A 23636-nucleotide genomic window follows, 5' to 3' on the forward strand; every position below is an offset into this window, starting at 1 on the left:
ACAAACAGGTCAAGATAGAAAGGGCTAAGGGCGAATGCCTTGGCACTGGGAGCCGAAGAAGGACGTGGCAAACTACGAAATGCTGCGGGGAGGCGTAAGCAGCCGATAATCCGCAGATATCCGAATGAGGAAACTCACATAAGGTAAACCTTATGTATCATACAGTGAATAAATAGCTGTATGAGGGGAACGAGGGGAACTGAAACATCTAAGTACCCTTAGGAAGAGAAAATAAAAAATGATTCCGTAAGTAGCGGCGAGCGAAAGCGGAAGAGCCCAAACCAAGTAGAAATACTTGGGGTTGAGGACATATCAAAGAGACAGAAAACTGTAGCCGAAGAGAGCTGGAAAGCTCCTCCAAAGAATGTGATAGACACGTAAGCAAAACAGTTTGAAGCGAGGATATGATCCAGAGTACCACGGGACACGAGGAATCTTGTGGGAAGCAGGGAGGACCACCTCCCAAGGCTAAATACTACCCAGTGACCGATAGAGAATAGTACCGTGAGGGAAAGGTGAAAAGAACCCCGGGAGGGGAGTGAAAAAGAACCTGAAACCCTGAGCCTAAAAACAGTGGAAGCACAAAAGTGTGACCGCGTACTTTTTGTAGAACGGGCCAACGAGTTACAATATGCAGCAAGGTTAATAACCAAAGGTTAGGAGCCGAAGAGAAATCGAGTCTGAAAAGGGCGAAAGTTGTATGTTGTAGACCCGAAACCGGGTGACCTATCCATGTGCAGGTTGAAGCTAGAGTAAAATCTGGTGGAGGACCGAACCCATTAGCGTTTAAAAGCTACGGGATGACGTGTGGATAGCGGTGAAATTCCAATCGAACCCGGAGATAGCTGGTTCTCCTCGAAATAGCTTTAGGGCTAGCCTCAAGTAAGTATAGTGGGGGTAGAGCACTGAATGGTCTAGGGGCGTTATACGTTACCAAAACCTATCAAACTCCGAATACCATATATATGTTGCTAGGGAGTCAGACTATGTGAGATAAGTTTCATAGTCAAAAGGGAAACAGCCCAGATCACCAACTAAGGTCCCAAAATATAGATTAAGTGGAAAAGGATGTAAAACTACACAGACAACCAGGATGTTGGCTTAGAAGCAGCCATTCATTAAAAGAGTGCGTAATAGCTCACTGGTCGAGTGGTTTTGCGCCGAAGATGTCCGGGGCTAAAATCTATTACCGAAGTTGTGGGATGTCGTAAAGCTCTTCATCTGTTCAATGAAACGATAACTGAGGACATCTCAGTTCAAAATCCTTCATTAATTAAAATAGATAAAAAGGAAGGATTTTGAAAAGCTCTAACGGGGCTAAAATCAAAATTGAGCGAATGAAGAGATTTACGACATCGGTAGAGGAGCATTGTGTACGGATAGAAGCACTACCGAAAGGAGTCGTGGACTGTACAGAAGAGAGAATGTTGGCATGAGTAGCGAAAGGTGAGTGAGAATCTCACCCATCGAAAGCCTAAGGATTCCTGAGGAAGGCTCGTCCACTCAGGGTAAGTCGGGACCTAAGCCGAGGCCAAAAGGCGTAGGCGATGGACAACTGGTTGAAATTCCAGTACCACCTTTAAGCGTTTGAGAAATGGGGTGACACAGGAGGGTAAGCTGGCGCACAGCTGGAAAAGTGCGTCTAAGTAAGTAGGGAGACGATACAGGCAAATCCGTAACGTCAATCCTGAGATACGAATGGGAGCGAAAATAAGTAGTGAAGCAGCTGAGCCCACACTGTCAAGAAAAGCCTCTATCGAGCAAGAAGGTGCCCGTACCGTAAACCGACACAGGTAGGCAAGGAGAGAATCCAAAGATGAGCGGAAGAACTATTGTTAAGGAACTAGGCAAAATGACCCCGTAACTTCGGGAGAAGGGGTGCCCTTCAGAGTGAAGACAGAACTGTTGGAGCTTAGAAGGGCCACAGAAAACAGGCCCAAGCGACTGTTTACCAAAAACACAGGTATCTGCTAAATCGAAAGATGAAGTATAGGTGCTGACACCTGCCCGGTGCTGGAAGGTTAAGGGGAGAAGTCATCGAAAGAGAAGCTTTGAACTTAAGCCCCAGTAAACGGCGGCCGTAACTATAACGGTCCTAAGGTAGCGAAATTCCTTGTCGGGTAAGTTCCGACCCGCACGAAAGGTGTAACGATTTGGGCACTGTCTCAACAATAGATCCGGTGAAATTGTAGTACTCGTGAAGATGCGAGTTACCCGCGGCAGGACGGAAAGACCCCATGGAGCTTTACTGCAGGCTGACATTGGAATTCGGTAGCAATTGTACAGAATAGGTGGGAGGCAGAGAAATCGGTACGCCAGTATCGGTGGAGCCAACGTTGGGATACCACTCTATTGTTACTGAATTTCTAACATGATACCGTGAACCGGTATATGGACACTGTCAGTTGGGCAGTTTGACTGGGGCGGTCGCCTCCGAAAGAGTAACGGAGGCGCTCAAAGGTTCCCTCAGCACGGTCGGAAATCGTGCGAAGAGTGTAAAGGCAGAAGGGAGCTTGACTGCGAGAGAGACATCTCGAGCAGGAACGAAAGTTGGACTTAGTGATCCGGTGGCACCGAGTGGAAAGGCCATCGCTTAACGGATAAAAGCTACCCTGGGGATAACAGGCTTATCTCCCCCAAGAGTCCACATCGACGGGGAGGTTTGGCACCTCGATGTCGGCTCGTCTCATCCTGGGGCTGAAGCAGGTCCCAAGGGTTGGGCTGTTCGCCCATTAAAGAGGCACGCGAGCTGGGTTCAGAACGTCGTGAGACAGTTCGGTCCCTATCCGCCGTGGGCGCAGGAAATTTGAAGGGAGCTGTTCCTAGTACGAGAGGACCGGAATGGACAGACCGCCGGTGCATCAGTTGTCACGCCAGTGGCATAGCTGAGTAGCTGAGTCTGGATTAGATAAGCGCTGAAAGCATCTAAGCGCGAAACTAGCCCTAAGATAAGATTTCCCATCACGCAAGTGAGTAAGACCCCCGATATGTTAACGGGTTGATAGGTTGCATGTGTAAGTGCAGCAATGCATTCAGCTGAGCAATACTAATAGGTCGAGGTCTTGACCTCAAAGATGCCCTAACCCAATTTTTTCGACTAAAAGGAGAAAAAAATTGAAGGTAGGTCATTCGCAACGAATTCCCAATTTATGCGACGCAAGGAGCAAGTAAATTGGTAAATGAGACTGCGCAAAAATGTCTAATCTAAAAATTCCTATGCGATTTTGAAAGTTCTGAAAGAACTTTTATATATCTGGTGACAATAGCGAAGAGGACACACCCGTACCCATCTCGAACACGGAAGTTAAGCTCTTCAGCGCTGATGATACTTGGCGGGCAACTGCCTGGGAAAGTAAGACGTCGCCGGGTTATTCCGAGGTAGCTCAATGGTGGAGCAACCGGCTGTTAACCGGTAGGTCGTGGGTTCGAGCCCCACCCTCGGAGCCAACAAAGATACAAAGCCGAAGTGGCGGAATTGGCAGACGCACAGGACTTAAAATCCTGCGAACCTCAAATTCGTACCGGTTCGAGTCCGGTCTTCGGCATCAATGAATTTTCGCGGGATAGAGCAGTTGGAAGCTCGTCGGGCTCATAACCCGGAGGCCGTTGGTTCGAATCCAGCTCCCGCTACCAAAAGTAATTAAGCTCAAGACTAAGCGTTTCTGAGCATTCAAATAACACTTTAAAGTACACTTGTGTTATTGAAATATGGCGGCGTAGCTCAGTTGGCTAGAGCATGCGGTTCATACCCGCAGTGTCAGCGGTTCAAATCCGTTCGCCGCTATCAAGATGCCCTAACCCATTTTTTCAATTAATATTGGGAAAAAGATGATGGTAGGTCATTGGCAGCAAGTTCAAAATTTTTGAACGAGAATGTACAATAAGGCCCTATGGTCAAGCGGTTAAGACACCGCCCTTTCACGGCGATAACCCGGGTTCGAGTCCCGGTAGGGTCATGATGCCCTAACCCCATTTTTCAGAGTTTCTTTCTGAAAAATGGATGGTAGGTCATATGTAACGAATTCCCAATTTTTGTGACGTAAGGAGCAGAAAAATTGGTGAATGAGACTGCAAAATATGGAAGCTTAGCTCAGTTGGGAGAGCATCTGCCTTACAAGCAGGGGGTCATAGGTTCGAGCCCTATAGTTTCCACTTAAGTCCTAACTTCATTAATCAGATTTTTCTGAAAAGTGTTGGTAGGTCAAATGCAGTGATTAACTGCAAAAGCGGCCTGGTAGTTCAGTTGGTTAGAATGCCAGCCTGTCACGCTGGAGGTCGAGGGTTCGAGCCCCTTCCAGGTCGCCATTAAAAAAAAGAAGTATAGTCGAAGAAGTAATTTATTGGCGTAAAACAATTATATATGCTGGTGTAGCTCAATTGGTAGAGCAACTGACTTGTAATCAGTAGGTTAGGGGTTCAAGTCCTCCCACCAGCTCCATAATATTTAAAAGAAAATTTTGAGGATTTAACACAATAAAAATACTGAGCACCCATAGCTCAGTAGGATAGAGCAACGGACTTCTAATCCGTGTGCCGGGGGTTCGAATCCTCCTGGGTGCACCATTTAAATTTTAATATGACTCATTAGCTCAGCTGGTAGAGCACCTGACTCTTAATCAGGGTGTCCAGGGTTCGAGTCCCTGATGGGTCACTCAGCAAAATTAATACGATCCATTAGCTCAGCAGGCAGAGCACTTGACTTTTAATCAAGGTGTCCGGCGTTCGAATCGCCGATGGATCATTATTGGAGAGGTATCGAAGTGGTCATAACGAGGCGGTCTTGAAAACCGTTTGGGTGTAAGCCCGCGTGGGTTCGAATCCCACCCTCTCCGCCATTAACGGGGCGTAGCGCAGTTTGGTAGCGCATCTGGTTTGGGACCAGAGGGCCGCGGGTTCAAATCCTGCCGCCCCGATACTTAAAGCGGGCTTATAGCTCAGGTGGTTAGAGCGCACGCCTGATAAGCGTGAGGTCGATGGTTCGAGTCCATCTAAGCCCACCATACCAAAACAATTTGTTTTGGGCCTTTAGCTCAGTTGGTTAGAGCGCCCGGCTCATAACCGGTAGGTCCAAGGTTCGAGTCCTTGAAGGCCCATTGTGCCCAGATAGCTCAGTCGGTAGAGCAGGAGACTGAAAATCTCCGTGTCCGTGGTTCGATTCCGCGTTTGGGCACCATTTTTTAATAATTTATATAAAAACAAAAATTTATAAGATATTTTAAAATGTAATTGACATTCAGAAATGATTATGGTAAACTAACAAAGCTATTCAGAAATGAAGCAAAAAAAATAGTTGACAACATTGACAAGATGTGATAAGCTATTCAAGCTGTCGCAAAAAACAGCGAAGAACCTAGACAATAAAACAGCATAAGAAACCTTTGAGAGTTCAAAGAAAAAAAGAACTAAAGAACCAAAGTAAAGAAAGACAAAGATAAGCTAAGCGCTATCTTGAGCAAGAATATAAAACGAGAGTTTGATCCTGGCTCAGGACGAACGCTGGCGGCGTGCCTAACACATGCAAGTCGAACGAAGTATGTTTTTCGGAATATACTTAGTGGCGGACGGGTGAGTAACGCGTGAACAATCTGCCCTGTACAAAGGAATAGCCTCGGGAAACCGGGATTAAAACCATATAACACTTGATGACCGCATGGTTGATGAGTCAAATCGTTAGAGGTATAGGATGAGTTCGCGTCTGATTAGCTAGTTGGTGGGGTAAAGGCCTACCAAGGCGACGATCAGTAGCCGGCCTGAGAGGGTGAACGGCCACACTGGAACTGAGACACGGTCCAGACTCCTACGGGAGGCAGCAGTGGGGAATATTGCACAATGGGGGAAACCCTGATGCAGCGACGCCGCGTGAGTGAAGAAGGTTTTCGGATCGTAAAACTCTGTCCTTGGTGAAGAAAAAAATGACAGTAGCCAAGGAGGAAGCCCCGGCTAACTACGTGCCAGCAGCCGCGGTAATACGTAGGGGGCGAGCGTTGTCCGGATTTACTGGGCGTAAAGGGTGAGTAGGCGGTAGTATGTGTCAGATGTAAAAGGCTAAGGCTTAACCATAGTTAGCATTTGAAACTGTATTACTTGAGTGCAGGAGAGGTAAGCGGAATTCCTAGTGTAGCGGTGAAATGCGTAGATATTAGGAGGAACACCAGTGGCGAAGGCGGCTTACTGGACTGTAACTGACGCTGAGTCACGAAAGCGTGGGTAGCAAACAGGATTAGATACCCTGGTAGTCCACGCTGTAAACGATGAGTGCTAGGTGTTGGCCAGCGATGGTCAGTGCCGAAGTAAACACAATAAGCACTCCGCCTGGGGAGTACGGTCGCAAGACTGAAACTCAAAGGAATTGACGGGGACCCGCACAAGCAGCGGAGCATGTGGTTTAATTCGAAGCAACGCGAAGAACCTTACCAAGGCTTGACATCCCCTTGACCAGTGCAGAGATGTACTCTCTTCTTCGGAAGCAAGGGAGACAGGTGGTGCATGGTTGTCGTCAGCTCGTGTCGTGAGATGTTGGGTTAAGTCCCGCAACGAGCGCAACCCTTATCCTTAGTTGCCAGCAGGTAAAGCTGGGCACTCTAAAGAGACTGCCGATGATAAATCGGAGGAAGGTGGGGATGACGTCAAATCATCATGCCCCTTATGTCTTGGGCTACACACGTGCTACAATGGTCGGTACAAAGGGAAGCGAAAGAGCAATCCGGAGCAAATCCCAATAAACCGATCCCAGTTCGGATTGTAGGCTGCAACTCGCCTACATGAAGTCGGAGTTGCTAGTAATCGCGAATCAGAATGTCGCGGTGAATGCGTTCCCGGGTCTTGTACACACCGCCCGTCACACCATGGAAGTTGGTAATACCCGAAGTCGCTGAGCTAACCGCAAGGAGGCAGGCGCCGAAGGTAGGATCAATGACTGGGGTGAAGTCGTAACAAGGTAGCCGTATCGGAAGGTGCGGCTGGATCACCTCCTTTCTAAGGAGAACTAAAGGACTTATGCTGTTTTATTGCTTGCTTTAAACAAAAGTAAAGCAAGACTGAAGGATACAGTATAAAACCACAGAACTTTGAAAATTGCATAGGAAAAAAAGAGAAGATGCCTTACCCAATTTTTTCGACCGTAGGAAGAAAAAAATTGATGGTAAGACATTCGCAATGAATTCCCAATTTATGCGACCATAAGGAGCAAAAAAATTGGAGAATGAAACTGCGAGACATTGAGAAAAGTTAAATTCAAATTTTAAAAAACAAATACAATTTAACCAAAAAAAATGTTATGAAGACATAACAATGACAAACAGGTCAAGATAGAAAGGGCTAAGGGCGAATGCCTTGGCACTGGGAGCCGAAGAAGGACGTGGCAAACTACGAAATGCTGCGGGGAGGCGTAAGCAGCCGATAATCCGCAGATATCCGAATGAGGAAACTCACATAAGGTAAACCTTATGTATCATACAGTGAATAAATAGCTGTATGAGGGGAACGAGGGGAACTGAAACATCTAAGTACCCTTAGGAAGAGAAAATAAAAAATGATTCCGTAAGTAGCGGCGAGCGAAAGCGGAAGAGCCCAAACCAAGTAGAAATACTTGGGGTTGAGGACATATCAAAGAGACAGAAAACTGTAGCCGAAGAGAGCTGGAAAGCTCCTCCAAAGAATGTGATAGACACGTAAGCAAAACAGTTTGAAGCGAGGATATGATCCAGAGTACCACGGGACACGAGGAATCTTGTGGGAAGCAGGGAGGACCACCTCCCAAGGCTAAATACTACCCAGTGACCGATAGAGAATAGTACCGTGAGGGAAAGGTGAAAAGAACCCCGGGAGGGGAGTGAAAAAGAACCTGAAACCCTGAGCCTAAAAACAGTGGAAGCACAAAAGTGTGACCGCGTACTTTTTGTAGAACGGGCCAACGAGTTACAATATGCAGCAAGGTTAATAACCAAAGGTTAGGAGCCGAAGAGAAATCGAGTCTGAAAAGGGCGAAAGTTGTATGTTGTAGACCCGAAACCGGGTGACCTATCCATGTGCAGGTTGAAGCTAGAGTAAAATCTGGTGGAGGACCGAACCCATTAGCGTTTAAAAGCTACGGGATGACGTGTGGATAGCGGTGAAATTCCAATCGAACCCGGAGATAGCTGGTTCTCCTCGAAATAGCTTTAGGACTAGCCTCAAGTAAGTATAGTGGGGGTAGAGCACTGAATGGTCTAGGGGCGTTATACGTTACCAAAACCTATCAAACTCCGAATACCATATATATGTTGCTAGGGAGTCAGACTATGTGAGATAAGTTTCATAGTCAAAAGGGAAACAGCCCAGATCACCAACTAAGGTCCCAAAATATAGATTAAGTGGAAAAGGATGTAAAACTACACAGACAACCAGGATGTTGGCTTAGAAGCAGCCATTCATTAAAAGAGTGCGTAATAGCTCACTGGTCGAGTGGTTTTGCGCCGAAGATGTCCGGGGCTAAAATCTATTACCGAAGTTGTGGGATGTCGTAAAGCTCTTCATCTGTTCAATGAAACGATAACTGAGGACATCTCAGTTCAAAATCCTTCATTAATTAAAATAGATAAAAAGGAAGGATTTTGAAAAGCTCTAACGGGGCTAAAATCAAAATTGAGCGAATGAAGAGATTTACGACATCGGTAGAGGAGCATTGTGTACGGATAGAAGCACTACCGAAAGGAGTCGTGGACTGTACAGAAGAGAGAATGTTGGCATGAGTAGCGAAAGGTGAGTGAGAATCTCACCCATCGAAAGCCTAAGGATTCCTGAGGAAGGCTCGTCCACTCAGGGTAAGTCGGGACCTAAGCCGAGGCCAAAAGGCGTAGGCGATGGACAACTGGTTGAAATTCCAGTACCACCTTTAAGCGTTTGAGAAATGGGGTGACACAGGAGGGTAAGCTGGCGCACAGCTGGAAAAGTGCGTCTAAGTAAGTAGGGAGACGATACAGGCAAATCCGTAACGTCAATCCTGAGATACGAATGGGAGCGAAAATAAGTAGTGAAGCAGCTGAGCCCACACTGTCAAGAAAAGCCTCTATCGAGCAAGAAGGTGCCCGTACCGTAAACCGACACAGGTAGGCAAGGAGAGAATCCAAAGATGAGCGGAAGAACTATTGTTAAGGAACTAGGCAAAATGACCCCGTAACTTCGGGAGAAGGGGTGCCCTTCAGAGTGAAGACAGAACTGTTGGAGCTTAGAAGGGCCACAGAAAACAGGCCCAAGCGACTGTTTACCAAAAACACAGGTATCTGCTAAATCGAAAGATGAAGTATAGGTGCTGACACCTGCCCGGTGCTGGAAGGTTAAGGGGAGAAGTCATCGAAAGAGAAGCTTTGAACTTAAGCCCCAGTAAACGGCGGCCGTAACTATAACGGTCCTAAGGTAGCGAAATTCCTTGTCGGGTAAGTTCCGACCCGCACGAAAGGTGTAACGATTTGGGCACTGTCTCAACAATAGATCCGGTGAAATTGTAGTACTCGTGAAGATGCGAGTTACCCGCGGCAGGACGGAAAGACCCCATGGAGCTTTACTGCAGGCTGACATTGGAATTCGGTAGCAATTGTACAGAATAGGTGGGAGGCAGAGAAATCGGTACGCCAGTATCGGTGGAGCCAACGTTGGGATACCACTCTATTGTTACTGAATTTCTAACATGATACCGTGAACCGGTATATGGACACTGTCAGTTGGGCAGTTTGACTGGGGCGGTCGCCTCCGAAAGAGTAACGGAGGCGCTCAAAGGTTCCCTCAGCACGGTCGGAAATCGTGCGAAGAGTGTAAAGGCAGAAGGGAGCTTGACTGCGAGAGAGACATCTCGAGCAGGAACGAAAGTTGGACTTAGTGATCCGGTGGCACCGAGTGGAAAGGCCATCGCTTAACGGATAAAAGCTACCCTGGGGATAACAGGCTTATCTCCCCCAAGAGTCCACATCGACGGGGAGGTTTGGCACCTCGATGTCGGCTCGTCTCATCCTGGGGCTGAAGCAGGTCCCAAGGGTTGGGCTGTTCGCCCATTAAAGAGGCACGCGAGCTGGGTTCAGAACGTCGTGAGACAGTTCGGTCCCTATCCGCCGTGGGCGCAGGAAATTTGAAGGGAGCTGTTCCTAGTACGAGAGGACCGGAATGGACAGACCGCCGGTGCATCAGTTGTCACGCCAGTGGCATAGCTGAGTAGCTGAGTCTGGATTAGATAAGCGCTGAAAGCATCTAAGCGCGAAACTAGCCCTAAGATAAGATTTCCCATCACGCAAGTGAGTAAGACCCCCGATATGTTAACGGGTTGATAGGTTGCATGTGTAAGTGCAGCAATGCATTCAGCTGAGCAATACTAATAGGTCGAGGTCTTGACCTCAAAGATGCCCTAACCCAATTTTTTCGACTAAAAGGAGAAAAAAATTGAAGGTAGGTCATTCGCAACGAATTCCCAATTTATGCGACGCAAGGAGCAAGTAAATTGGTAAATGAGACTGCGCAAAAATGTCTAATCTAAAAATTCCTATGCGATTTTGAAAGTTCTGAAAGAACTTTTATATATCTGGTGACAATAGCGAAGAGGACACACCCGTACCCATCTCGAACACGGAAGTTAAGCTCTTCAGCGCTGATGATACTTGGCGGGCAACTGCCTGGGAAAGTAAGACGTCGCCGGGTTATTCCGAGGTAGCTCAATGGTGGAGCAACCGGCTGTTAACCGGTAGGTCGTGGGTTCGAGCCCCACCCTCGGAGCCAACAAAGATACAAAGCCGAAGTGGCGGAATTGGCAGACGCACAGGACTTAAAATCCTGCGAACCTCAAATTCGTACCGGTTCGAGTCCGGTCTTCGGCATCAATGAATTTTCGCGGGATAGAGCAGTTGGAAGCTCGTCGGGCTCATAACCCGGAGGCCGTTGGTTCGAATCCAGCTCCCGCTACCAAAAGTAATTAAGCTCAAGACTAAGCGTTTCTGAGCATTCAAATAACACTTTAAAGTACACTTGTGTTATTGAAATATGGCGGCGTAGCTCAGTTGGCTAGAGCATGCGGTTCATACCCGCAGTGTCAGCGGTTCAAATCCGTTCGCCGCTATCAAGATGCCCTAACCCATTTTTTCAATTAATATTGGGAAAAAGATGATGGTAGGTCATTGGCAGCAAGTTCAAAATTTTTGAACGAGAATGTACAATAAGGCCCTATGGTCAAGCGGTTAAGACACCGCCCTTTCACGGCGATAACCCGGGTTCGAGTCCCGGTAGGGTCATGATGCCCTAACCCCATTTTTCAGAGTTTCTTTCTGAAAAATGGATGGTAGGTCATATGTAACGAATTCCCAATTTTTGTGACGTAAGGAGCAGAAAAATTGGTGAATGAGACTGCAAAATATGGAAGCTTAGCTCAGTTGGGAGAGCATCTGCCTTACAAGCAGGGGGTCATAGGTTCGAGCCCTATAGTTTCCACTTAAGTCCTAACTTCATTAATCAGATTTTTCTGAAAAGTGTTGGTAGGTCAAATGCAGTGATTAACTGCAAAAGCGGCCTGGTAGTTCAGTTGGTTAGAATGCCAGCCTGTCACGCTGGAGGTCGAGGGTTCGAGCCCCTTCCAGGTCGCCATTAAAAAAAAGAAGTATAGTCGAAGAAGTAATTTATTGGCGTAAAACAATTATATATGCTGGTGTAGCTCAATTGGTAGAGCAACTGACTTGTAATCAGTAGGTTAGGGGTTCAAGTCCTCCCACCAGCTTTGTAACATTAAAAAAATAAGGAAGAGTTCCCGAGTGGCTAAAGGGGACGGACTGTAAATCCGTTGGCACCGCCTTCATTGGTTCGAATCCAATCTCTTCCACCATTGCGGAAGTGGCTCAGTGGTAGAGCATCGCCTTGCCAAGGCGAGGGTCGCGAGTTCGAATCTCGTCTTCCGCTCCAACATAAATTTATTTTGCGGGTGTAGCTCAATGGTAGAGCCCCAGCCTTCCAAGCTGGTCGCGAGGGTCCGATTCCCTTCACCCGCTCCAATATAACCTATTCAAATTCTTAAGAAATTTTTTAAAAATTTGGTAGTTTTTAGAAATTACTGAGCACCCATAGCTCAGTAGGATAGAGCAACGGACTTCTAATCCGTGTGCCGGGGGTTCGAATCCTCCTGGGTGCATTTTAGTGGGGTATCGCCAAGCGGTAAGGCACCAGACTCTGACTCTGGCATTCGTGGGTTCAAATCCTACTACCCCAGCCAAAGAATAAAGAATTGGGATGTCGCCAAGCGGTAAGGCACTAGACTTTGACTCTAGTATGCGTAGGTTCGAATCCTGCCATCCCAGCCATTTAATTTATTATGATCCATTAGCTCAGCAGGCAGAGCACTTGACTTTTAATCAAGGTGTCCGGCGTTCGAATCGCCGATGGATCACCATTGGAGAGGTATCGAAGTGGTCATAACGAGGCGGTCTTGAAAACCGTTTGGGTGTAAGCCCGCGTGGGTTCGAATCCCACCCTCTCCGCCAAATTAAACTATGCATAATGGAGAAGTACTCAAGTGGCCGAAGAGGCTCCCCTGCTAAGGGAGTAGATCTGACAAGGATGCGAGGGTTCAAATCCCTCCTTCTCCGTAAGTTACATAGTAGGAGTGTAGTTCAGTCGGTAGAACATTGGTCTCCAAAACCAAGTGTCGTGGGTTCGAGTCCTGCCACTCCTGTTTAAAATAGTTTTTATGCAACGGGGCGTAGCGCAGTTTGGTAGCGCATCTGGTTTGGGACCAGAGGGCCGCGGGTTCAAATCCTGCCGCCCCGATACTTAAAATGGGCTTATAGCTCAGGTGGTTAGAGCGCACGCCTGATAAGCGTGAGGTCGATGGTTCGAGTCCATCTAAGCCCACTGTACCAAAACATATTGTTTTGGGCCTTTAGCTCAGTTGGTTAGAGCGCCCGGCTCATAACCGGTAGGTCCAAGGTTCGAGTCCTTGAAGGCCCACTCATAAAACATTTAATTTGTTTATAATGAATTTGCCCAGATAGCTCAGTCGGTAGAGCAGGAGACTGAAAATCTCCGTGTCCGTGGTTCGATTCCGCGTTTGGGCACCAAATAAAAAGGCTTACAATAAGAAGTAAGCCTTTTTTGTTATTTAATAATATTATTTAAAAATAGAGTCTAAAACAGTTTTTATTAGATTTGATATGTTTGTGTAAAAGATTTTATCGTTAAATTTTATAGGAAGAAGGTTTCTTTTTATGCCTTCAATTGCTGTGTATTTTGGTACCTTATAATTTACATTATCAATAAAGAAAAACTCCATAATCTTGTCATCTTTAAAAAAATCTAATGGGATATGTAATTCCATTGTTTGAGAGGCTAAATCGGTCTTTAAGCTAAAGTTAATGTTTGTGTTTACATAATTAGTTTTTAACGCGCTTATTATGTTGCATTTACAAATTAAAGTATTCTTTTTTATTTTTGTGGACTCGCTGTTTATACTAACCATAAGGTTGTCATAATGAAGAATATTATCATACATATCAAGTATGCAGCTGAATAGTGTAGGAAGATTAAAAACATCCTCATAATTATGCTGTAATATCAATTCCGCAAATTCCTTTCTCGGTTCTATTCTGTACGCTTTGTATAATGTTATGATATCCTCTCCGCCTAGAGTGTCATTTCTATTAATATTAAAATATTTCTCAGCAGTTTTTAATTTCAAATTTTGAACTTCAATTTTATTTTTAATGTTTTTCATCCAATAGTATAAATCAACTTTAGTAAAGGTACTCAAATCAATATTAAGATTGTATTTTTGCATCTTTCGCATTAAAAATGGAATGTCAAAACTGTTTCCATTGTAGGTGATTATATACTCCTTTTTACTAATCAATTCGTAAAAGTATTTTAATGCTTCAGGTTCATCAATTGAATATTCACAGAATATCTGGGTAATTTTATAGCCATTGTTTTCATAAAGAAGAACAGTTATTGAAATTATATCAGAATATTCTCTGGACAGACCGGTTGTTTCTATATCAATAAAGAAGGATTTTTTTAATAAGTTATGTATATTTTCTTTAATGTTAATTAAATTTACTTCTCCGCTGTTAATGATCATTAATTCTCCTATCCTGCTTGTACAAAATTAGTTTTGATTTACGTCCCAAAATTTGGTAAAATATGTTGAGGTGTAATTATGCATGTATTAATTTATATTTTTGCTTTTTATGCAATTGGAATATTATCGTATGAGTGTGGATGTTTTGAATACTATTTAGCAGTTTCTGCGTTCATACTTGTTTATAATGCGTTTACCACTAAAAGATTCTTATACAGTCTTTCAATTGCAGCATTTGTTTTTTTATCATTTATTAATAGTTATTATAATTCAATTTTTGTATTAAAACAATACATTAATGAAGAGATAGACTTGGTTGTAGAAATTAGCCATAAAAATAAGCAGAGCTCTGAGTCTGAATATGTTAGCTATAATGCGCGAGTTTTAAGCATAAATAATTACAAATTAAGAGAAGAAGAAAATACGATAATTTATGTAAAAGAAGAGAACGAGGTTAAAGAAAACAGTGTTGCTCAATTTACCGGTAGAATAGCAGATAATAGGTTCAGTAAAAATAGAATGATGTTTAACTATGAAAATTATCTGAAATCGAAAAAAATAGGAGCAGTTGTTTTTTTGAAAGGAGATGTCAAAACTCTAAAAGAGAATGTTTCGTGGTTTAGAAGTCTATCAGTTGATTTTAAAAATTATACAGAAAACACATTCTATGATAAACTGGATAAAGAAAATGCAGACATAATTTTATCTATAATACTTGGAGATTCAGACTACTTGGATGAAAGTACGTATGACGGGATAAAGGGAATGGGACTAGCTCATATATTTGCTGTTTCAGGAACTCATATAGCACTTATGTATGTATTTTTGATTACATTATTTAGGCTTTTTTTAAATTATAGATTAAGCTGGGGATTAACATGGGTGTTGATTTGGGTATATGGTTTCCTTATAGGGTTTCCTGTTACAGTATTGAGAGCACTTGTAATGTTTACTGTGTTGTTCGGTGCCGAGATGTTTTACAGAAAATATAATTCTCTTAACTCTATAGGACTGGCTGCTCTTATTTTGACCTTATATAATCCTTTTTGGATTACGGATGCTGGATTTTTACTATCATTTACGGCTGCTTTGAGCCTGATTTTTTACAATCGCTATATTCTAAAATATGTATTATACAAAAATATAATAATAAAATCTATTTCTCTTTATTTATTTTTACAGCTATTTACATTACCTGTTGTAGCATATTACTTTAACTATCTGCCACTAATGGGTATATTTTATAATCTTATCCTTATACAAATTTTTTTGGTCATAATTATTTATGGCTTTATCTTATTGCTTACAAGCGGGTTTCTATTGGAATTTTTAGTGATTCCTTTTAAAATATTTGATTACATACTTTATTGTCTCAAATATATCATAAGCTTAGCAAATAATGTTGCATATAACGGAGTTATCATTCCAACAATGTCTGGATGTGAAATTATATTTTTTTACATTGTTCTTGCTGCAATGCTTTATTTTCTTTCATGCAATAGTTTTCGAATAAAAAAGTGTGTTATCACTATCTTATTAAGTTTTTGCATATTTGATTTTATAATCATTCCTTCTATGGATAGTAAGGTGTATTTTAATGTTGTAGACGCAAACCAAGGACTCTTCACAACAGTTAAATATAAAAATATAAATTTGATTTTTGATTGTGGAAGCAATAAAAACGGCTTTGGGGAGTATACAGCGGTTCCTTATCTTACAAAGCATGGAATAAGAACAATAGAAGGGGTTTTTATAAGCCATTGGGATGAAGACCATTATTCAGGGTTAAAAGAAATAATAAATAACAATATAAAAATCAAAAAAATTTTTTCTTCTTTTGATAGCGATGAATATAAAGTTAACATATTGAAAAAAGGAAACTTTTCTAATATAGATGAACGATTAAAAATAGAAACCTTATGGCCGGATAAAAATTATATAGCAAAAAGCACCAACAATGGATCGATGGTAATACTTATGAGTTTTGATAATATAAAAATATTTATGGCGGGAGATATTGAAATGGAAGCAGAAGATATGCTTCTAGGCATGGAGCATGCTGATATTCTTATAGTTCCGCATCATGGAAGCAAGACTTCGTCCACAGATAGTTTTGTAAATATGTTGAAGCCGGATTTAGCTGTAATAAGCTACGGTAATAATAATTACGGTATGCCATCGGAGGAGGTTATATCCAGATATGAAAGAAATAAGAGCACAATATTAACTACATATAATGAAGGAGAAATAAATTTTATTTTAAATGACGGCGAAATATATTATAATACATATACAGGACAGAAATCAGATAATTTTTATAAACTATATTTTACGGGATTAATACCGAATTTAATTAATTTTTGCCTGTTGCTTTATTGTATACTATACAAGGGAGAAAGGTATGAGCTATAAAATAATAATTGATTTGATTAAGAAAGATAAAGTTCCGGAATTTTTAATTTTATATGGGAATGAGGAATATTACATAGATAATGCAGTAAAACTCATTAAAAATAAATATGTCAGCGACGAATATGAAAGCATGAATTATGCAGAGTTTGAAAAAGTTGAAAATAACTTTAGTAATTTTTATGAGTTTATAACAACTTTTTCGTTTATGTCAAATAAAAAGGTGTGCACTGTAAAAGATTCAACATTTTTAACTTCATCTGGGAGCTTGAACAAAACTGAAGATAATAAGCTAATTGATTTGTTAGGCAAAAATGATAGCTGCGTTACTTTATTTTTGATTAAGGGAGGAAAACCGGATTCTAGAAAGAAGATCGTTAAAAATTTAAAAGCCGGAAATGCAGTTTTTGAAATTACTAGGCTGAATGAGGGAGAATTAACCAGATATATTGTTGAAAAATTCAAAGAGCTTAATTTGAGCATAAGTCTTAATGATGCTGCTTACATTGCAAATAACTCAGGGTATTTGGAGTATGAAAGCACAGTCAGTCTTTATCATGTAAATAATGAAATAGAAAAACTTGCAGCTTACAAGGCAAATTCAAAGAGTATATCTTTTGAGGATATTGACCTGCTATTAATTAAATCTGTTGAAAGTAATATTTTTAAGCTTGTGGATAATATTTGCGAAGGCAATAAAAAAAAGGCATTTGAAATACTTGATGAGATGCTTACCAATAACACTCCTGAGCAGTTTGTTATTCACATGATAGCCAGACAGTACAGATTGCTTTATCAATACACTGTTTTACTTAAAAAGGGCTACAGCTTTAATGAGATCATGAGTACCATGAAGATTAAAAAATTTATTGCCACAAAGCTTTCGAAGCAAGTCAGAAGCACGAGTGGTGAAAAAATAAGATATTACATGGAAAAGATTCTTGAGACGGACAGGAAAATTAAGACTGGAGAAATTGATGGCAGAATAGGACTTGAGCTTATTACTAACGGAATTATTAAGTAAATTGTGAAATAAAAAAACCGGATAACCCGGTTTTTCTTTATTTCCTGAGATTCATCAACTAACATCACATCCAGAATATGAGGTTAGTTGATGAATCTTAAGGATTTTAGTTTCAAAGGTAATAAAACCTATGAGCTAAAATTAAGCAACTTTATTTAATCTTTTAGATAGTCTGCTTACTTTTCTTGCTGCTGCTTTTTTATGAATAGTATTTTTTGCAGCTGCTTGATATAATTTCTTTTCACATAATCTCAATAATTCTTTAGCTTTTTCGTAGTCACCTGCGTTTAAAGCTACTTCGAATTTCTTAATACATGTTTTGATTTCAGACTTTCTGCTTTTGTTAACTTCAGTTTTCTTATTTATAACTAAGATTCTTTTCTTTGCAGATTTAATATTTGCCAAAATCTTCACCTCCTTCAAGTAGTCTTATTCAAATGCTATAACATTTTAGCATATTATTTGCATATTGACAATATTTTAGACAGCAAATCAATTATACAGGCTATTTTAATAAAAATCAAGTATAAAGAATAAAAAAATGAAAAAATTCAATAATAAATCTAATATGCAATAAATTACATGAAATTTAAATATTCTCCGATTTTGGAGAAATACTTAAACCATGAACAAAAGGAGGTAATTATGTATTACAGAACAGATTTAGCTTATGAAGCCAATGAATCACTGGCAAAAAAAGTTGAGGGAATTACTTTGAATACTCATGATTATGAACATGGCGAAGTTGTAGAGCTTGAAATCAAAGATAAAGCGGCAGAAAAATCTGTTGGGAAAAAAATGGGCAAATATATTACTTATGAAACCAAAAGCCTTAAGAGCCTTAACAGTGAATCAAAGATTGAAGTAATAAATATATTGTCTCAGGCAATTAAGGATGTGTCTGATTTAAAGCGAGAAAGAGTTTTGGTTGTGGGTCTGGGAAACCGAAATATTACCGCTGATGCGCTTGGGCCAAGAACCTTAGATAAAATAAAGGTTACAAGACAATTTTTTAAGGCATATAACAAAGATTATGATGAGGATTACAGCGAAGTGTCCATATTGGAACCGGGTGTGCTTGGTACCACAGGCATAGAGACCATTAATACCATTGTGGGTGTGGTTGAAAAAATAAAGCCTACGCTGCTTATTATTATTGATGCGCTTGCATCCAGAAAGATGAGGAGGCTATGTTCAGTTGTTCAAATTACGGATGCTGGCATTGAGCCAGGCTCAGGAATAGGAAATATGCAGGGATCGCTGAACAAAGAGACTCTTGGAGGGGTTAAGGTTGTAGCAGTGGGGATACCGACGGTGGTAGATACAGCTACAATTGTTAATGATACCATAGAGCTGATGGAAAATTCATTAAAGGATAAAACTGATGATGTAGGTCAAATAATGGGGATATTAAGCGACCTGGAATATAACGAAAAACAGGTATTTATAAAGGAGATTTTAAATCCAATGTACGGAGAATCAATAGTTACACCTAGCGGAGTGGATGAACTTATTGAAAGTTTATCTGAACTGCTGGCTGAATCTATAAATAAAGCAGTTCATCCGGGATATGAATTAATTTCGTAACCTATTTGTAAAAAATAACAGTGTTATTCAGGAAACAATACACATATACATTAATATATTAGAAATTTACTAATGTATTACTATTGTGAAAATATGTGGAGTTGGATCATGAAGAGACGAAGAAGAAATAAGGGTAAAACTAAAATTTATATGAGTATGTCAATCTTTTGTTTGACGATACTTTTTATCGGTTACAGTTATGTCTACAATTTATCTGAAGAAAGAAAGTCAGGGAAGGATGTTACGACAATCTCCATTCATTACAATGAAAATGTGGAAAATCAGGATGATATGAATTTTATAGACAAATTAATGTCCTACTTTAATATTTTTCTTGAGAAAACTTTTAATGAAAGTGAAGAACAAAGCAGATTGATTGATAGTGATGTTCTCAAATCTGAAGAAGTTTTAAATTCTTCAGACCATAATCAAGAACAAAATGATATTGCTGAAAATGAGTTAAAAATATACGATGAGGAAGACACTGAGCCGCAGTTAGCTGAAAAAGAAATACTGTTAGCTGCAAACAGGCAAGAAGATTTTTTTAGAGTAATTGAATCACCAACATATAGAAGCAGCTCTCCCCGAGATATATTCATAGACGCTGCTTCTATTAATGAAAATCTGAATGTGGTTGTTTTTCACACTCATGGAACTGAAGCATTTCTTCCGCATAAGGAAGGAAACTACAGAACCCAGGATGAAAGATACAATGTAATGGGTGTAGGAACAAAAATTACAGCAAATTTGCAGGGCTATGGGATAAATGCAGTTCACCTTAAAGATTATAATGACTATCCTGATTATAATTCATCATATTACAATTCAAAAAATGCAGTCAGCAAGGTGCTTTCAGACAATAAGAAAAATTTAATTATAGATATACATAGAGATGGTGCTGAGGAGAACTCTCTGTATGAACAAACATTATCACAGGTAAAGACAACGGAAATTAACGGTGAGAATGCAGCAACATGCACTCTTGTTATAGGAAATTACAATGAAAATTATGACAGGCTCAAAGAAAATGCTCAGCTTTTGTTTGATAAAGCCGAAGAGATGTATCCTGGTCTATTCAGGAAAATTATTATAAGAGATAAGGCGTATTTTAATCAATATCTCTCTGATTATGCATTGCTTGTAGAAGTAGGATGTACATTAAACCATATCGACGAGGTGAATTACAGCGCAGAGCTTTTGAGCGATGTTTTAATAGAGTATATTGAAGAAATTAGCAAATAATATCTTTAATAAATAAGCAAATTTTGATATAATACCCTATATCCATATAAATAGGGAGGAACATATTTTTGGACAGAAAAAAATACATAAGAAACTTTTCGATAATTGCCCATATAGATCATGGCAAATCAACGTTAGCAGATAGATTAATAGAAAATACAGGACTTATATCTCACAGAGAGATGCAGCAGCAAGTTTTAGATAATATGGATCTGGAACGTGAGAGAGGAATAACAATTAAGCTTCAAACAATAAGCCTTTTGTACAAAGCGAAGGACGGGCATGACTATACGCTAAATTTGATAGATACTCCAGGGCATGTTGACTTTAACTATGAAGTGTCAAGGAGTTTGGCAGCGTGTGATGGTGCTGTTCTTGTAGTTGATGCATCCCAAGGAATTGAAGCTCAGACATTGGCAAATGTATACCTTGCGCTGGATCAGGACTTGGAAATTGTTCCAGTAATCAATAAAATTGATCTTCCCAGTGCAAGACCTGATGAGATTAAGAAGGAAATAGAAGATGTAATCGGGCTTGACTGTGAAAATACACCGCTTATATCAGCAAAGGATAATATAAACATAGACCATGTTCTTGAAGCAGTAGTAAAGCAAATTCCGCCTCCAGCTGGTGATGAAAATGATCCGCTGAAAGCATTGGTTTTTGACTCCTATTATGACAGCTACAGAGGAGTTGTTGCTTTCTTGAGAATTAAGGAAGGAACAGTTAAAAAGGGCGATAAAATTAAGATGATGTCCACAGGCAAGACTTTTGATGTTACAGAAGTCGGAATAATTTCACCCGTTCAAAAACCGACAACCGCATTGTATTCAGGAGATGTGGGGTATTTGTGCGCAAGCATGAAGGAGGTTAGAAGCTGCCGTGTGGGAGACACTATAACCAATGCAAATAATCCTGCAAGTGAGCCTCTTCCAGGGTACAAGAAGGTAACATCCATGGTTTACTGTGGAGTTTATCCAGCAGAAGGGGAGGAGTACAATTCGGTAAGAGATGCGCTTGAAAAGCTTCAGGTAAATGACGCCGCATTAACTTTTGAGCCTGAAACTTCCATTGCATTGGGATTCGGGTTTAGATGCGGATTTTTAGGCCTTCTGCACATGGAAATAATACAAGAAAGGCTAGAGAGAGAGTTCAATTTGAATATAATTGCAACCACTCCCAGCGTTATTTACAAGGTATATAAAACAGATGGGCAGATGATGATTATGCAAAACCCCACAAACATGCCTCCTGTTCAGGAAATAGAATATATGGAAGAACCTATTGTAAATGCGTCCATTATGGCTCCGACAGAATATGTTGGATCAATTATGGAGCTTTGTCAAAACAGAAGAGGTATTTTTGAAAATATGGAATATATGGAGGCAACCAGAGTTATTCTTCATTACAAGCTTCCGCTAAATGAAGTTATTTATGATTTCTTTGATGCTTTGAAATCTAAGACAAGAGGATACGCATCTCTTGATTATGAACTTCACGGATATGTTCGTTCAGAGCTGGTTAAAATGGATATACTTATAAATGGGGAATTGGTTGATGCATTTTCAATTATAGTTCATGAGCAGAAAGCATATGAACGAGGAAAATCAATTGTTGAACGATTAAAAGACGTAATCCCGAGGCATTTGTTTGCAGTTCCTCTTCAGGCAGCAATAGGAGGAAAAATAATTGCAAGAGAAACAGTCAAGGCACTTAGAAAAGATGTATTGTCAAAGTGCTACGGTGGAGATATAACCAGAAAGAAAAAGCTATTGGAGAAGCAAAAAGAAGGCAAGAAGCGCATGAGGCAGATAGGTAGCGTTGAAGTTCCACAGGAGGCTTTTCTGGCAGTTTTAAAATTTGACGAAGATTAAGAGGTGTGAAATGAAAAAAGGAACTATAATTTTATTAGTGATATTAGCATTGATAGCTCTGTTTGTATTTAGTATTTTTGGCAGCTACAACTCATTGGTTGCACTGGATGAAAATGTAAATACCCAGTGGGCAAATGTTGAGAGCAAGCTCCAAAGAAGATATGATTTGATTCCAAATTTGGTAGAATCTGTTAAGGGGGCTATGGCGCAGGAGCAGGAAGTATTCACTGCCATAGCGGATGCAAGATCTAAGCTTGCCGGCGCAGGGTCAACTTCTGAAAAGGTGGAGGCATCTAACCAGTTAGAGGGTGCACTATCAAGACTTCTTGTTGTGGTTGAAAATTACCCTGAACTTAAATCAAATCAAAATGTAACCTCTTTGATGGATGAGCTTGCAGGAACCGAAAACAGAATTTCAACCGAACGCGACAGGTATAATGCAGTAGTTAGAGACTACAATAAAGCAATAAGAACATTTCCGAGATTAATATGGGCTAGAATACTTGGCTTTGAGGAAAGACCGTACTTTGAAGCTACTCCCGGAGCCGAAACTGCACCGGAAGTTAACTTTGATTGATTTGGAGTGTGATACTTGTGAGGAAAAATTTACTGCCTATATTAATGGCGGTCTTGTTACAATTTACCGGGACATTTGCATATGGCCAGAATGTAACGTTTCCTAAGCCTACAACAGAATTTTATGTTAATGATTTTGCTGATATTATAGATAGTGAAGCGGAAGCAAACATGGTTAAGATTAATCTTAACTACGAAAATACAGATGAAAAGCCTCAGATCGTAGTAGCAGCTGTTCAAAATTTACAGGGTTTAGATGAAAATAAATATGCTGTAGAACTTTTTGAACAATGGGAAATAGGAAACAAAGAATATGATAATGGTGTGTTGATTCTCCTTTCGTTGGAGGAAAGAAGAATTAAAATAGAAGTTGGTTACGGACTTGAAGGAGCTATAACCGACGCGGAAGCAGGAAGAATATTAGATGAATCATTAGACTATTTATCAAGCGGAGATTACTCAGCAGGCTTGGAAAATATTTTTTACAGGGTTACAGAAAGGGTAAACGAAGAGTACGGATATGATGATGACGTAATTTTTGGAGATGTTGACAGAGGAAATGTGTATAGCAATTCGTCGGACTATGGGGCTTTATTCAAGTTAATTTTATTAATTGTTTTGATAATTATAATTAACGGCTTCGGAGGCGGAGGAAGAAGAGGCAGACGAAGAAATATTTTCATACCACCTATTATCGGTCCAGGCGGTGGCGGCTTTGGCGGTTTCGGCGGCGGAGGAAGCTTCGGAGGCGGAGGAAGCTTCGGAGGCGGAGGCCGTTCAGGCGGAGGCGGAGCAGGAAGAGGATTTTAATATTATTCAATAAAATTATCAGGGCTTTGCGTTAATA

The 23636-nt window shown here is 40.9% G+C and carries 9 protein-coding genes, 38 tRNA genes and 5 rRNA genes; 50 read left to right on the forward strand and 2 right to left on the reverse strand.

Annotated features, from left to right (window positions below; all coding sequences use genetic code 11):
• Window positions 1-7 precede the first annotated feature (7 nt).
• From ACS3UD_RS03660 to ACS3UD_RS03870, 43 genes are all read left to right on the forward strand, one after another.
• Window positions 8-3070: ribosomal RNA gene (locus ACS3UD_RS03660) — 23S ribosomal RNA — on the forward strand.
• 182 nt (window positions 3071-3252) lie between these two features.
• Window positions 3253-3369: ribosomal RNA gene (rrf, locus tag ACS3UD_RS03665) — 5S ribosomal RNA — on the forward strand.
• A gap of 3 nt (window positions 3370-3372) precedes the next feature.
• Window positions 3373-3447, forward strand: a tRNA-Asn gene (locus ACS3UD_RS03670).
• Window positions 3448-3460: 13 nt separating this feature from the next.
• Window positions 3461-3545 (forward strand) — tRNA-Leu (locus tag ACS3UD_RS03675).
• Window positions 3546-3557: 12 nt separating this feature from the next.
• Window positions 3558-3633: transfer RNA gene (locus ACS3UD_RS03680), tRNA-Met, on the forward strand.
• Between the two features lie 77 nt (window positions 3634-3710).
• Window positions 3711-3784 (forward strand) — tRNA-Met (locus ACS3UD_RS03685).
• 100 nt (window positions 3785-3884) lie between these two features.
• Window positions 3885-3956 (forward strand) — tRNA-Glu (locus tag ACS3UD_RS03690).
• A gap of 123 nt (window positions 3957-4079) precedes the next feature.
• A tRNA-Val gene (locus ACS3UD_RS03695) sits at window positions 4080-4152 on the forward strand.
• A 76-nt stretch (window positions 4153-4228) separates the two neighbouring features.
• Window positions 4229-4305: transfer RNA gene (locus ACS3UD_RS03700), tRNA-Asp, on the forward strand.
• Between the two features lie 57 nt (window positions 4306-4362).
• Window positions 4363-4438, forward strand: a tRNA-Thr gene (locus ACS3UD_RS03705).
• A 48-nt stretch (window positions 4439-4486) separates the two neighbouring features.
• Window positions 4487-4563 (forward strand) — tRNA-Arg (locus ACS3UD_RS03710).
• Between the two features lie 15 nt (window positions 4564-4578).
• Window positions 4579-4651, forward strand: a tRNA-Lys gene (locus tag ACS3UD_RS03715).
• 17 nt (window positions 4652-4668) lie between these two features.
• Window positions 4669-4741 (forward strand) — tRNA-Lys (locus tag ACS3UD_RS03720).
• A gap of 5 nt (window positions 4742-4746) precedes the next feature.
• Window positions 4747-4835, forward strand: a tRNA-Ser gene (locus ACS3UD_RS03725).
• A 4-nt stretch (window positions 4836-4839) separates the two neighbouring features.
• Window positions 4840-4913, forward strand: a tRNA-Pro gene (locus ACS3UD_RS03730).
• A gap of 10 nt (window positions 4914-4923) precedes the next feature.
• Window positions 4924-5000 (forward strand) — tRNA-Ile (locus tag ACS3UD_RS03735).
• A gap of 19 nt (window positions 5001-5019) precedes the next feature.
• Window positions 5020-5093: transfer RNA gene (locus tag ACS3UD_RS03740), tRNA-Ile, on the forward strand.
• Between the two features lie 4 nt (window positions 5094-5097).
• A tRNA-Phe gene (locus tag ACS3UD_RS03745) sits at window positions 5098-5173 on the forward strand.
• A gap of 288 nt (window positions 5174-5461) precedes the next feature.
• Window positions 5462-6975: ribosomal RNA gene (locus ACS3UD_RS03750) — 16S ribosomal RNA — on the forward strand.
• Window positions 6976-7300: 325 nt separating this feature from the next.
• Window positions 7301-10363 (forward strand): 23S ribosomal RNA (locus ACS3UD_RS03755).
• 182 nt (window positions 10364-10545) lie between these two features.
• A 5S ribosomal RNA gene (gene rrf / locus ACS3UD_RS03760) occupies window positions 10546-10662 on the forward strand.
• The 16S, 23S and 5S rRNA genes sit together here with 38 tRNA genes alongside, the layout of an rRNA operon.
• 3 nt (window positions 10663-10665) lie before the next feature.
• Window positions 10666-10740 (forward strand) — tRNA-Asn (locus ACS3UD_RS03765).
• A gap of 13 nt (window positions 10741-10753) precedes the next feature.
• Window positions 10754-10838: transfer RNA gene (locus ACS3UD_RS03770), tRNA-Leu, on the forward strand.
• Window positions 10839-10850: 12 nt separating this feature from the next.
• Window positions 10851-10926, forward strand: a tRNA-Met gene (locus ACS3UD_RS03775).
• Window positions 10927-11003: 77 nt separating this feature from the next.
• Window positions 11004-11077, forward strand: a tRNA-Met gene (locus ACS3UD_RS03780).
• Between the two features lie 100 nt (window positions 11078-11177).
• Window positions 11178-11249, forward strand: a tRNA-Glu gene (locus tag ACS3UD_RS03785).
• A 123-nt stretch (window positions 11250-11372) separates the two neighbouring features.
• A tRNA-Val gene (locus tag ACS3UD_RS03790) sits at window positions 11373-11445 on the forward strand.
• A gap of 76 nt (window positions 11446-11521) precedes the next feature.
• A tRNA-Asp gene (locus ACS3UD_RS03795) sits at window positions 11522-11598 on the forward strand.
• Window positions 11599-11655: 57 nt separating this feature from the next.
• Window positions 11656-11728: transfer RNA gene (locus tag ACS3UD_RS03800), tRNA-Thr, on the forward strand.
• A gap of 20 nt (window positions 11729-11748) precedes the next feature.
• Window positions 11749-11833: transfer RNA gene (locus ACS3UD_RS03805), tRNA-Tyr, on the forward strand.
• Window positions 11834-11835: 2 nt separating this feature from the next.
• Window positions 11836-11910, forward strand: a tRNA-Gly gene (locus ACS3UD_RS03810).
• Window positions 11911-11925: 15 nt separating this feature from the next.
• A tRNA-Gly gene (locus tag ACS3UD_RS03815) sits at window positions 11926-11999 on the forward strand.
• A gap of 63 nt (window positions 12000-12062) precedes the next feature.
• Window positions 12063-12136, forward strand: a tRNA-Arg gene (locus tag ACS3UD_RS03820).
• A 6-nt stretch (window positions 12137-12142) separates the two neighbouring features.
• Window positions 12143-12217, forward strand: a tRNA-Gln gene (locus ACS3UD_RS03825).
• A gap of 13 nt (window positions 12218-12230) precedes the next feature.
• Window positions 12231-12305, forward strand: a tRNA-Gln gene (locus tag ACS3UD_RS03830).
• A 13-nt stretch (window positions 12306-12318) separates the two neighbouring features.
• Window positions 12319-12394 (forward strand) — tRNA-Lys (locus tag ACS3UD_RS03835).
• A 2-nt stretch (window positions 12395-12396) separates the two neighbouring features.
• Window positions 12397-12485, forward strand: a tRNA-Ser gene (locus ACS3UD_RS03840).
• An 18-nt stretch (window positions 12486-12503) separates the two neighbouring features.
• Window positions 12504-12590, forward strand: a tRNA-Ser gene (locus tag ACS3UD_RS03845).
• Between the two features lie 13 nt (window positions 12591-12603).
• A tRNA-Trp gene (locus tag ACS3UD_RS03850) sits at window positions 12604-12676 on the forward strand.
• A 21-nt stretch (window positions 12677-12697) separates the two neighbouring features.
• A tRNA-Pro gene (locus tag ACS3UD_RS03855) sits at window positions 12698-12771 on the forward strand.
• Between the two features lie 10 nt (window positions 12772-12781).
• Window positions 12782-12855, forward strand: a tRNA-Ile gene (locus ACS3UD_RS03860).
• Window positions 12856-12877: 22 nt separating this feature from the next.
• Window positions 12878-12951: transfer RNA gene (locus ACS3UD_RS03865), tRNA-Ile, on the forward strand.
• A gap of 34 nt (window positions 12952-12985) precedes the next feature.
• Window positions 12986-13061, forward strand: a tRNA-Phe gene (locus tag ACS3UD_RS03870).
• Between the two features lie 50 nt (window positions 13062-13111).
• On the opposite strand, the gene ACS3UD_RS03875 is transcribed toward ACS3UD_RS03870, so the two are convergent.
• A complete protein-coding gene (locus ACS3UD_RS03875) occupies window positions 13112-14077 on the reverse strand; it encodes a ribonuclease H-like domain-containing protein (protein WP_308137737.1) in 966 nt (321 codons plus the stop codon).
• Between the two features lie 78 nt (window positions 14078-14155).
• On the opposite strand from ACS3UD_RS03875, the gene ACS3UD_RS03880 reads away from it, so the two are divergent.
• Window positions 14156-16489 (forward strand): DNA internalization-related competence protein ComEC/Rec2, encoded by a 2334-nt coding sequence (locus tag ACS3UD_RS03880; protein WP_308137736.1) that lies wholly within the window; start codon window positions 14156-14158, stop codon window positions 16487-16489.
• Window positions 16479-17510, forward strand: a complete 1032-nt coding sequence (holA, locus tag ACS3UD_RS03885; protein WP_308137735.1) for a DNA polymerase III subunit delta — start codon at window positions 16479-16481, stop codon at window positions 17508-17510. Before ACS3UD_RS03880 ends, holA begins: the two co-directional genes overlap by 11 nt.
• Before the next feature lie 141 nt (window positions 17511-17651).
• On the opposite strand, the gene rpsT is transcribed toward holA, so the two are convergent.
• On the reverse strand, window positions 17652-17915 hold the full coding sequence (rpsT, locus tag ACS3UD_RS03890) for a 30S ribosomal protein S20 (RefSeq protein WP_308137734.1): 264 nt from the start codon (window positions 17913-17915) through the stop codon (window positions 17652-17654).
• A 240-nt stretch (window positions 17916-18155) separates the two neighbouring features.
• Here rpsT and gpr point away from each other — a divergent pair, with 240 nt between their 5' ends.
• From gpr to ACS3UD_RS03915, 5 genes are all read left to right on the forward strand, one after another.
• Window positions 18156-19097, forward strand: coding sequence for a GPR endopeptidase (gene gpr / locus ACS3UD_RS03895; protein WP_308137733.1), 942 nt, complete (start codon window positions 18156-18158; stop codon window positions 19095-19097).
• 108 nt (window positions 19098-19205) lie between these two features.
• Entirely contained in the window at window positions 19206-20339 is a 1134-nt protein-coding gene (gene spoIIP, locus ACS3UD_RS03900) for a stage II sporulation protein P (RefSeq protein WP_308137732.1), read from the forward strand.
• A gap of 68 nt (window positions 20340-20407) precedes the next feature.
• Window positions 20408-22213, forward strand: a complete 1806-nt coding sequence (lepA, locus tag ACS3UD_RS03905; RefSeq protein ID WP_374049882.1) for a translation elongation factor 4 — start codon at window positions 20408-20410, stop codon at window positions 22211-22213.
• A 10-nt stretch (window positions 22214-22223) separates the two neighbouring features.
• Window positions 22224-22790 (forward strand): LemA family protein, encoded by a 567-nt coding sequence (locus tag ACS3UD_RS03910; protein ID WP_308137731.1) that lies wholly within the window; start codon window positions 22224-22226, stop codon window positions 22788-22790.
• 17 nt (window positions 22791-22807) lie between these two features.
• The gene (locus ACS3UD_RS03915) at window positions 22808-23599 is read left to right on the forward strand and encodes a TPM domain-containing protein (protein WP_308137730.1); all 792 of its coding nucleotides are present in this window, start codon (window positions 22808-22810) and stop codon (window positions 23597-23599) included.
• The last annotated feature ends 37 nt before the right edge of the window (window positions 23600-23636 follow it).

Origin of the sequence: Sedimentibacter sp. LTW-03 (genome assembly GCF_052059825.1) — a bacterium.
Taxonomy (GTDB): domain Bacteria; phylum Bacillota; class Clostridia; order Tissierellales; family Sedimentibacteraceae; genus Sedimentibacter.

What these genes read in the sequence shown, in the direction of transcription:
- ACS3UD_RS03875 (WP_308137737.1), bottom strand. Translation starts at nt 14,077, where the DNA reads ATGATCATTAACAGCGGAGAAGTAAATTTAATTAACATTAAAGAAAAT.
- ACS3UD_RS03880 (WP_308137736.1), top strand. Translation starts at nt 14,156, where the DNA reads ATGCATGTATTAATTTATATTTTTGCTTTTTATGCAATTGGAATATTA.
- holA (WP_308137735.1), top strand. Translation starts at nt 16,479, where the DNA reads ATGAGCTATAAAATAATAATTGATTTGATTAAGAAAGATAAAGTTCCG.
- gpr (WP_308137733.1), top strand. Translation starts at nt 18,156, where the DNA reads ATGTATTACAGAACAGATTTAGCTTATGAAGCCAATGAATCACTGGCA.
- spoIIP (WP_308137732.1), top strand. Translation starts at nt 19,206, where the DNA reads ATGAAGAGACGAAGAAGAAATAAGGGTAAAACTAAAATTTATATGAGT.
- ACS3UD_RS03910 (WP_308137731.1), top strand. Translation starts at nt 22,224, where the DNA reads ATGAAAAAAGGAACTATAATTTTATTAGTGATATTAGCATTGATAGCT.